Annotated in this window: 9 protein-coding genes; 5 read left to right on the top strand and 4 right to left on the bottom strand. The window is 66.9% G+C overall.

Annotation, left to right across the window (positions count from 1 at the left end; translation table 11 throughout):
- Both KH616_RS16370 and KH616_RS16365 read left to right on the top strand, forming a co-directional pair.
- A partial coding sequence (locus KH616_RS16370; RefSeq protein ID WP_292248148.1) for a LysR substrate-binding domain-containing protein occupies positions 1-635 on the top strand: 635 nt, incomplete at its 5' end.
- Positions 636-860: 225 nt separating this feature from the next.
- Entirely contained in the window at positions 861-1,181 is a 321-nt protein-coding gene (locus KH616_RS16365) for a pyrimidine/purine nucleoside phosphorylase (protein WP_292248145.1), read from the top strand.
- Positions 1,182-1,355: 174 nt separating this feature from the next.
- Here KH616_RS16365 and KH616_RS16360 read toward each other — a convergent pair whose 3' ends face one another.
- The 3 genes from KH616_RS16360 to KH616_RS16350 all read right to left on the bottom strand — a co-directional run bounded on the left by KH616_RS16360 (position 1,356) and on the right by KH616_RS16350 (position 3,675).
- Positions 1,356-1,700 carry a hypothetical protein gene (locus KH616_RS16360; RefSeq protein WP_292248154.1) on the bottom strand — a complete coding sequence of 115 codons (345 nt, stop codon included), beginning with the start codon at positions 1,698-1,700 and terminating at the stop codon, positions 1,356-1,358.
- Between the two features lie 301 nt (positions 1,701-2,001).
- Positions 2,002-2,415, bottom strand: coding sequence for a helix-turn-helix domain-containing protein (locus tag KH616_RS16355; RefSeq protein ID WP_292248142.1), 414 nt, complete (start codon positions 2,413-2,415; stop codon positions 2,002-2,004).
- An 81-nt stretch (positions 2,416-2,496) separates the two neighbouring features.
- The gene (locus KH616_RS16350) at positions 2,497-3,675 is read right to left on the bottom strand and encodes an HPP family protein (protein ID WP_292248139.1); all 1,179 of its coding nucleotides are present in this window, start codon (positions 3,673-3,675) and stop codon (positions 2,497-2,499) included.
- 348 nt (positions 3,676-4,023) lie between these two features.
- On the opposite strand from KH616_RS16350, the gene KH616_RS16345 reads away from it, so the two are divergent.
- Positions 4,024-4,992: a LysR family transcriptional regulator gene (locus KH616_RS16345; RefSeq protein WP_292248136.1), complete on the top strand. Its 969-nt coding sequence runs from the start codon at positions 4,024-4,026 to the stop codon at positions 4,990-4,992.
- Between the two features lie 45 nt (positions 4,993-5,037).
- On the opposite strand, the gene KH616_RS16340 is transcribed toward KH616_RS16345, so the two are convergent.
- On the bottom strand, positions 5,038-6,126 hold the full coding sequence (locus KH616_RS16340; protein WP_292248133.1) for an ionic transporter y4hA: 1,089 nt from the start codon (positions 6,124-6,126) through the stop codon (positions 5,038-5,040).
- A gap of 536 nt (positions 6,127-6,662) precedes the next feature.
- Here KH616_RS16340 and KH616_RS16335 point away from each other — a divergent pair.
- Both KH616_RS16335 and KH616_RS16330 read left to right on the top strand, forming a co-directional pair.
- The gene (locus KH616_RS16335) at positions 6,663-8,219 is read left to right on the top strand and encodes a 3-hydroxyacyl-CoA dehydrogenase (RefSeq protein ID WP_292248130.1); all 1,557 of its coding nucleotides are present in this window, start codon (positions 6,663-6,665) and stop codon (positions 8,217-8,219) included.
- 76 nt (positions 8,220-8,295) lie between these two features.
- Positions 8,296-9,096: an enoyl-CoA hydratase-related protein gene (locus KH616_RS16330; RefSeq protein ID WP_292248151.1), complete on the top strand. Its 801-nt coding sequence runs from the start codon at positions 8,296-8,298 to the stop codon at positions 9,094-9,096.
- Positions 9,097-9,313 lie beyond the last annotated feature (217 nt).

Genomic DNA, 9,313 nt, shown 5'->3' with positions numbered 1-9,313 from the left:
ACATCACCCTGCGCGTCGGCGAGAGCAAGAACCTCAAGGTGACGATCCTGCCCGATGCGTTTCGCGCGTTCCGGCGGCGCTTCCCGATTGCGCGCGTGAGCCTGATCGAAGGGTTTCCGGGCGTGGCGTTGCCGCGTCTGCACGACGGCACGCTCGATTTTGCGGTGGCGGTCGTCGTGCCCGAATTGCTGGCGGCGGAATTCGATCACGCGGAACTGTATGCGAGCCGCTCGCTGATCGTCGTGCGCCGCGGGCATCCGCTTGCGTCGGCGACGACGCTTGCCGATCTCGTCGATGCCGACTGGCTGATGAATCCGTCGCCGGAAAGCTCGACGCAAGTCCTGTTCAACTGTTTCGTCGCGCATGGATTGCCGGTGCCGGCACGGGTCGTCGAGTGTCCGAGTTATGGGGTCGCGCACAGCCTGATCATGGGTTCCGACCTGATCGCGTCGATGCCGGAGCAACTGCTCGAAGCCGAATGGGCGCGCGACCATCTCGCGGTGCTGCCGATTCGCGAGACGCTGCCGGCTCTGTCGGTGCAGGTGATCACGCGCCGCGACAGTCCGCTCACGCCCGCCGCGTCGATGTTGCTCGATTGTCTGCGCGATTCGGCAAGACGGCACGGGCTGCGCTGAGCCAGACACGGATGAGCCGGCGCCGTCAGGCAATCCGGAATCGGTCGATATGATTTGAGCGGGATTTGACCGGCCGCGGAGGCACGCATGGGCGGCACGTTCACGTCGCGGCATCGCGGCCGCCGGACATCTGTTACGGGCGACATCGGCGAGCCGGTATCATAGCGGCCGGCCGACGGCGATGCCGGCCGACCCTCAAGACATCGCGCCAATCAGAGACGAGACATGACCACTGCAACCCAATTCGACAACGTTTCGGTCGTCAAGCGAGCGAACGTATATTTCGACGGCAAATGTGTATCGCATACGGTGCTGTTTCCGGACGGCACGCGCAAGACGCTCGGCGTGATCCTGCCGTGCGCGCTCAATTTCGGTACCGAAGCGCCGGAGCTGATGGAAGTGCAGGCGGGCAAGTGCCGCGTCAGGCTCGCGGGCAGCGATGCATGGCAGACCTACGGCGCGGGCGAATCGTTCTCGGTGCCGGGCAACAGCCGTTTCGACATCGAAGTGCTGGAGACGCTCGACTACGTGTGCAGCTATCTCTGACAGGATGAGTCGCGCACGTTCCGATCGCCGATGACGCTCGGAACGTGCGCGACTCCATCGTGCGGGCTGTCCGTCGACGGAATGCGACGCATGTCGCGACGGATGCGGCGGCGCACGGAAAAAGCGCACGACGCTTTTTCAATCGGGATGGCGCAAGGCCATCCGTCAGACGCGTTACAGGCAGGCGCTGATGGCGCCGGCGGCATCGCTGTCGGCGCCGCTGCCGGCGCGGAAGCCGACCCACGTTTTCGCGTTGGTGGCCTGGGCCGGACGCACCATCGCGGCCGCGCCGTTCGGCGGTTGCTGGCCGGGCACGTAGACGTCGGTGGCAAGGCCGTTCGCGAGCACATTTTGCGAGACGACCTGCTGTTGCGATTTGTCTGCCCAGGCTTTCGCGATACATGCCGATACTTCCTGGGTGGATTTCTGGCTTTGTCCCACGTTTTGCACGGCGGACGACGGATCGGCCGCATGGGCGGAAATGGTCACGGCCAACGCGATGAGCGGTAAGTATTTCACGTGATGTCCCTCGGATCGTAATTGATTGAGATGGTGAAGCCGTCCTGCAAAAGTCTGATTGCACCGTGCACGCGATGTTCCGGCGATTCCGAAACAAGATGTTAAAGCGCTTGCCATGTCGCAGAACCGCGCGTTGTGCAGCCATCGATCACATCGGCCTGCAAAACATCCCGGTGCAACTCAGCCCTTGTCGCGTACGGATGCAAGACGCCGTCGCGAGCTGAGCGGGGGCATCGGACGCGCCAGGCGGTCGTTGAGGGCGAAGTCGCGTTTGTGTGGGGCGTGCATCGTGTTCTCGCTGTCAGAGGTCGATCTGGGGAACCAGGAAGGTGCCCGTGAGCGATTTCAGTTCGGCACGGTGCATGGCGGCGAGGCGCGCGAGCAGCGTTTCGCCGGCTTCTTCGAGATGCACTTCGACCTGACGGCGATCCGTTTCGCTCGTCCTGCGTTTCACGAGGCCGAGCGCCTCGCAGCGCGAGACCAGCGCAACGACGCCGTGGTGCTGCGCCTGCAGGCGTTCCGCGAGTTCGCCGATCGTCGCCCATTCGCGTTGCGGGTAGCCCTTGATATGCAGCAGCAGCAGGTATTGCAGCGGCGTCACGCCCTCGCTTTGCGCGGCCCGTTCGGAGAAGCGCTCGAAGCGGCGCATCTGATAGCGGAATTCGGACAGCTGCTCGAAGTCGGTCTTGTGCAGCGCGCGTCGGGAATCGGTCATCGTCGTCGGTCGTCGAAAACAGGGCGGCGGAAAATATATCGCGAGATGACGTATGTGGGCGCATTGCGATGCGCCGCGCGACTACGCGGCTTCGAGCCGTTGCGCCTGCCGATGCAGGCCAGTGATCAGGTCGGACTGCGTGACGATGCCGGCGAGCCGATACGAGGCGTCGACGACAGGGATGTGGTGGTGGCCGGACTGCGCGAACAGCGGCACGAGCGACGCGAGCGGCAGCGTCTGGGACACGGAAGCGACATCCCTGCTCATCACCGTATCGACGCGCGCCGGCGTCCCGCCGATGCGCCGTGACAGGCGCGCGAATATCCGTCGCCGGCGTGCGGCGGGTCCGTGCGCCCGCTGTGTCAGGTCGGCGCGCGTGACGATGCCGTCGAGGCGGCCTTCTGCGTCGACCACGGGCAGCGCCTTGATGCGATGCCGGTCGAGCAGCGCGAGCGCATCGGGCACAGGGGTCGACGGTGCGATGCCGATCGCGGGCTGCGTCATGATGTCGGCGGCGGTCAATTGGCCGAACGTGCGCGCGTACGCTTGCATTTCCGTTTCACGCAGCAGCGTTTCGAGATCGTCGGGATCGACGTCGAGCCATTCGCTGCGGCGCTTGAGCACCGCGTCGAGATCGGCACGCGTAAAGCCGGCGCGTGCATGTGCGGTATCGTTGCCCGCCTGCGGCTTCGCGTCGGGCCGCGCGCCGCCGTGCGGATAGCGGTGCCCGGTCAGCGCGTGATAGACGATCGCCGCGGAAAGCAGGATCGCCGACTGCAGCGCGATCGGTTCGAGCACGAAGCGAAAGCCGAGCGCATGGATCGCCGGGCCGCCGAGCACGGCCGTGAGCGCGACCGCGCCGGACGGCGGGTGCACGCAGCGCAATGCAAACATGCCGCCGATCGCGCACGCGACGGCCACCGCGGCGGCCGTGACCGGATCGGCGATCCATTGGGCGCACGCGACGCCGACCGTCGCCGCCACGAGGTTGCCGCCGATGATCGACCACGGTTGCGCGAGCGGGCTCGCGGGCACCGCGAACAGCAGGACGGCCGACGCGCCCATCGGCGCGACCAGCAGCGGCACGAGGCCGGGCACGCCGGGCAGCACACGCATGGTGACGCCAACCGTCGCGATGCCGACCAGCGCGCCGGCGCAGGCGCGCAGGCGCTCGCGCCAGCCGAGCGTCATCGGGGTCGGGGCAAAGCTGTACAGCCATTGCCGCAGCGTGCGGCGCGACGGGGAAGAGCCGGACGACATGGGATCGGTGACCGAAAAGAAGTAGCAGAAATATCGGAATGGACGGAAGTGTATCTCAACGTGATATAAAAACCGCGCTGAATCAACGTGTTCGGGCGGCATGCCCGATGGGCGCGCCGCCAACCTTCATCGGATGAAAGCTTGCTTCGCGTTCCTGCACAAATTTGTCGCAGCGGCGTACAATCCGGGCAGTGAAATTTCCGGAACGTCTGGATCCCACGCAATGCCCATTCTTTCACCTGTTCCCAGGCACCGTGGTCGGCCCGGCATGGTTCTCGACCAGGCTTCGTACCGGATCTGACGCGCGCGCCACGCCCTTCTCCCACACACATTCCCCAAGCCCATCCAATGGACATGCTCGAAAACATGCGCCTGTTCGTGCGCGTTGTCGAAGCCGGCAGTTTTACCGCAGTCGCCAAGGAAATCGATGCGACCACCGCCCAGGTGTCGCGCGCCGTTTCGAATCTCGAGGCGCATGTGCAGACGCGCCTGCTGCATCGCACGACGCGTCACCTTGGCCTGACCGAGAGCGGGGAACGGTATTTCGAGCGCGCGAAGTCGATCCTCGAGGAACTCGACTATGCGAACGCGGAGGCGCGCAACGCGCTGCTTCGGCCGAGCGGCAAGATGCGTATCCATGCGATGACGGGCCTCGGGCAGAGCCACGTCGTGTCGTCGATCGTGCGCTATCAGGAGGACAACCCGGACGTGTCGGTCGAGCTGACGCTCGCGCAGCGGATGCCGAATCTCGTGGAAGAGGGTTACGACGTGTCGGTCGTATCGGCCTTGCAGTTGCCCGATTCGGGATACGTCGCGCAGACCTGCGGCAGCAGCTGCAGCGTGCTCGTCGCGTCACGCGAATACCTCGAGCGGCACGGCACGCCGCAGACGCCGGACGACTTGCCGGATCACATCTGCCTGCGGCTCGACATACCCGCCTCGCCGGGCGGCGAATGGCGGCTCGAGCACAAGGACGGCGAGGAACAGGTATACGAACTGCCGCCCGCGCCGTTCCAGGTCAATGTGCCGGACGCGCTGTGCGTCGCCGTGCGCGCGGGGCGCGGCATCGGCTGCATTGCGTTGTATACGGTGCTGGACGACATTCGGGAGGGGCGGCTGATCCGCGTGCTGCCCGAGTACCGGCTGCAGACGCTGAGCATCTATGCGGTCTATGCGACGCGCCGCTATCTCGACGCGAAGATCCGCACGTTCCTCGAGCATCTGCGCACGACGCTGACGCCCGCCCTGGAGAACGACCTGCGCGAGCTGGACCGGCTGACCATCGAGCACTCGTCGGACCACGTCGGGCAGGCGTGAGCCGGCCACGGACGGATGCAGGCCGGGCCGGCATACGATCCGGCGTCAGTGCGTGATCGACAGGAACAGGTAGGCGGCGAACAGCGACAGGTGCACGACGCCTTGCAGTACGGTGGTGCGGCCGGTGCTCAGCGTCAAGGTGCTGACGAGCAGCGTCAGCGACAGCAGCACGGTTTCCATCCCGCCGATGCCGAGCGTGAGCGGCTGGCCGGTATAGATGAACACGGCGGCGACCGTCGGGATCGTGAGCCCGATGCTCGCGAGCGCCGAGCCGAGCGCGAGGTTCATGCTGGTTTGCAGGCGATTCGCCCGAGCGGCGGTGACCGCCGCGAGCCCTTCCGGCAGCAGCACCAGTGCGGCGATCACGATGCCGACCGCCGCTTCGGGTGCGCCGAGCTTCATCACCCCATGTTCGACCGCCGGCGACAGCAGCTTCGCGAGGAGCACCACGGCGATCAGGCTGACGAACAGGAACACGAGGCTCGTCAGCGCGGTGCGGCTGCTCGGCGGCACCGCATGCACGGATTCGTTCGCCGTGTTGTGATCGGCGAGGAAGTAGTCGCGATGGCGCACGGTCTGCACGAACACAAACACGCCGTACAGCACCAGCGACGACACGCCGGCGAACGCCAGCTGCGATTTCGACAGGACCGGGCCGGGCGCGGCATTCAGATAGTTCGGCATCACGAGCGACAACACCGACAGCGACGCGAGCACTGCGAGCGCCTTGCTGGCGCCGCGGCCCTGGAAGTCCTGTTCGCCATGCTTCCAGCCGCCGACCAGCAGGCACAGGCCGACGATGCCGTTGCAGACGATCATCACGGCGGCAAATACGGTATCGCGCGCGAGGCCGGATTTTTCAGGGCCGGCCCCGAGCATCACCGACACGATCAGCGCGACTTCGATCACGGTGACGGCGACCGCGAGCACCAGCGTGCCGAACGGCTCGCCGACGCGGTGGGCGACGACTTCGGCATGGTGCACGGCGGCGAACACTGCGCCGGCGAGCGCGGCGGCAAATATCGCGACGACGAACCCTTCGACCGGCGTGACGCGCGACAGCGCGAGCACCGCCCAGGCGGCGAGCGGGGCGCAGAGGGTCCAGCGAGGGAGCATCTTGGACGAGATCGGCATGGTGGGTTTCCTTATTCTGGCGGCGACGCGCGCTGCGCCGCCGCGGGTTGTATGAAGCCCGGCCGGAAGATCCGCCGAACGCGAAGGATGATGCGGAAAACGTGCGGCACCGGAATAGACCGGTGTGGTTCGCCGTCGCGAAGCAACGGATGATGCGGGCGGGAGCCTGTCGCGTGAGGAACCGGTTCGATGCGGCTGGCCGCTGGAAACAGGGGCCGGATTGCTGCCCGACAGGATGGCGGCGCCCCGAAACGGAGCCTGACGACACCGGCCGGCGATGGCGGTATGGACGCGATGCCCGCTGATTCCCGAGGATTCCGCGGATTTTATCAGGCGAATGCCGGCCGCTATCCTGAAATCGAATGCTTTCATTGACCTTTCGGATGTGAAAAAGTGCCGGATGGTTGTCAATATTTTGCATTTCGGATCTGGCGAAGGATGCACTTGGGCCAATTACAGGCTTGCCTCAATATAAATCTACCGACCGGTCGGTTTATAATCCGCGCATTCTTACTTCCGGAAGAGAGTCGCACGCGATGACGGTTTCCTCTACACATTCGGTGAATTCCGGCGCGCTCGCGCCTTCCGCGGTCGTCGGCGTGATCGGCGCGGGCGCGATGGGCGCGGGGATCGCACAGGTCGCGGCGGCGGCCGGGCACGCGGTGCGGCTGTACGACCTGAGCGAAGCGGCGTGCGACAAGGCGCTGGCCGGCATCCGCGCGAATTTCGCGCGGCTCGCCGAGAAGGGCCGGCTCGATCCGGCGCAGGCCGAGGCCGCCGCGAACCGCGTGAGCGCGGTCCGCTCGCTCGCCGACCTGGCGAGCGCGGCGCTGATCGTCGAAGCCGCGGCCGAGCGGCTCGACGTCAAGCGGGAGATCTTCGCGACGCTCGAACGTCATGTCGACGACGCGTGCCTGCTTGCCACCAATACGTCGTCGATCTCGATCACGTCGATCGCGGCCGGCCTGCGCGTGCCACAACGCGTCGCCGGGCTGCACTTCTTCAATCCCGCGCCGCTGATGGCGCTCGTCGAGGTGGTCAGCGGGCTCGCGACTGCACCCGCTGTCGCGCAGGCGCTCTACGACACCGCGGCCGCGTGGGGCAAGCGGCCCGTCATGGCGAGGTCGACGCCGGGCTTCATCGTCAACCGTGTCGCGCGGCCTTATTACGCCGAGGCGCTGCGCGTACTCAACGAGCAAGGCGGCACGCCCGCATCGATCGACGCGGTGATGCGCGAAGCGGGCGGATTCCGGATGGGGCCGTTCGAGCTGATGGATCTGATCGGTCATGACGTCAACTTCGCCGTGACCGAATCGGTTTTCCGCGCGTACTTCAACGACCCGCGCTTCACGCCATCGCTGATCCAGCAGGAACTCGTCAATGCCGGCTTTCTCGGACGCAAGTCCGGGCGCGGCTTCTATGCGTATGGCGACGGTGCGGCGGCGCCGGTGCCGGACATCGAGCCGGATCGCGCCGCGCCCGCCGATATCACGCTGTTCGCTCAGGCGGGCCCCGCCGAAGCGCTGCGTGCGCGCGTCGCGGAACGCGTGGCCGGTGCGAAGCAAGCAAACGCGCATCCTGAGGACCTGATCGCCACGGCCGGCCGCGCGTCGATCGCGCTGACCGACGGCCGCACCGCGACCGAGCGCGCGGCGCAAACCGGCATCGCCGACCTGGTGCTCGTCGACCTTGCGCGCGACTACGCGCAGGCCGGGCTCGTTGCGCTGACGCGGGCGCTGCAGTGCAGCGACGCGGCCTATGCGGATGCGGTCGGCCTGTTCCAGCGGGCGGGCTTCCGTGTCGTGAGCCTGGCCGACGTGCCGGGCATGATCGTGATGCGCACCGTCGCGATGCTCGCGAACGAAGCGGCCGACACGGTGAACCAGGGCGTGTGCTCGCCCGCCGATCTCGATCTCGCGATGGAAAAGGGCGTGAACTATCCGTGCGGCCCGCTCGTGTGGGCGGACGCGATCGGGATCCCGCGCATCTATCGCGTGCTCGCGCATCTGGCCGCAGGCTACGGCGAGGATCGCTACCGCGTGTCGCCGCGCATGGCCGCGTTGCATGCGGCCGGCCGATCGTTCCACGCATGAGCGGGGCGCCAACACGACGCAGCAGCGGCGCGCCGTCACGCGCCGGCACAACGTACCACTCGAGGAAGACCGCATGATGGAAGAACTTCAGACGCTGGCCGTCGCCGTCGATGCGCGCGGCATCGCGACCGTTGCGCTGCAGCGCGGCGACGTGCTCAACGCGTTCGACGAAACGATGATCGCCGAACTGACCGATGTGTTTTCCGTGCTCGGCACGCGCGAGGACGTCCGCGCGATCGTGCTGCGATCCGACGGCCGTGCGTTCTGCGCGGGCGCCGACCTGCAGTGGATGCAGCGCGCGAGCGCGAACGACGCGGCGGCGAACCTGCGCGACGCGGAGCGTTTCGCCGCGATGATGCGCGCGATCCGGCAGTGCCCGAAACCGACCGTGGCGCGCGTGCAGGGACATGCGTTCGGTGGCGGCGTCGGCCTCTGTGCGGCCTGCGACATCGTGATTGCGAGCGACCAGGCGCGCTTCGCGGTCAGCGAGGCGCGCTTCGGGATCCTGCCGGCCGTGATCGGCCCGTATCTGGTGGAGGCGGTCGGTCAGCGGCAGGCGCGCCGGCTCGCGTTGACGGCGACGCAGCTGAGCGCGGGCGAAGCGGTCGGGATCGGCCTGATTCATCGAGCCGTGCCGCGCGATGCGCTCGACGAGGCACTCGAACAGACGCTTGCCGAACTGAGCCGCAACGGCCCGAACGCACTGATGGAAATCAAGCGCTTCTTCGACGCGATCGGCGAGTATCCGCCGTCCGATGCGCGCACGGCGCTGACCGCGCAGACGATTTCGCGTGTACGTGCGACGGCGGAAGCGAAGGAAGGCTTTGCGGCGTTCTTCGCGAAGCGGCCGCCGGCGTGGGAGCCGGGCGACGCGTAAGCGCGCATCGGCACCGCCGCGCCGCTCACGACAACGCGGCGCGGCGGTTCGCCACGGGCGCCCCGGACATCTGCCTTTTTGCACCGCAAACGGAGACGCTTGCTCTACAATGCGTCACCCCCGGCGCGCCGCCGCCTTCCGCCCCTGACGCCCCAGACCACGTCCACGCCCGATGATTGTCACTCGCCTGATCTCCGAGATCCTGTTCGGCTTCACC

It is taken from the genome of Burkholderia sp. (genome assembly GCF_018375725.1).
Taxonomy (GTDB): Bacteria; Pseudomonadota; Gammaproteobacteria; order Burkholderiales; family Burkholderiaceae; genus Burkholderia.
The sequence above is the reverse complement of the archived record's forward strand: the minus strand, read 5'-3'. Positions and strand labels throughout refer to the sequence as shown.

Bases quoted from the DNA above. Each gene is read 5' to 3' on its own strand.
- KH616_RS16350 (WP_292248139.1), bottom strand. From the start codon at position 3,675: ATGTCGTCCGGCTCTTCCCCGTCGCGCCGCACGCTGCGGCAATGGCTG.
- KH616_RS16330 (WP_292248151.1), top strand. From the start codon at position 8,296: ATGGAAGAACTTCAGACGCTGGCCGTCGCCGTCGATGCGCGCGGCATC.
- KH616_RS16340 (WP_292248133.1), bottom strand. From the start codon at position 6,126: ATGCCGATCTCGTCCAAGATGCTCCCTCGCTGGACCCTCTGCGCCCCG.
- KH616_RS16335 (WP_292248130.1), top strand. From the start codon at position 6,663: ATGACGGTTTCCTCTACACATTCGGTGAATTCCGGCGCGCTCGCGCCT.
- KH616_RS16365 (WP_292248145.1), top strand. From the start codon at position 861: ATGACCACTGCAACCCAATTCGACAACGTTTCGGTCGTCAAGCGAGCG.
- KH616_RS16345 (WP_292248136.1), top strand. From the start codon at position 4,024: ATGGACATGCTCGAAAACATGCGCCTGTTCGTGCGCGTTGTCGAAGCC.
- KH616_RS16355 (WP_292248142.1), bottom strand. From the start codon at position 2,415: ATGACCGATTCCCGACGCGCGCTGCACAAGACCGACTTCGAGCAGCTG.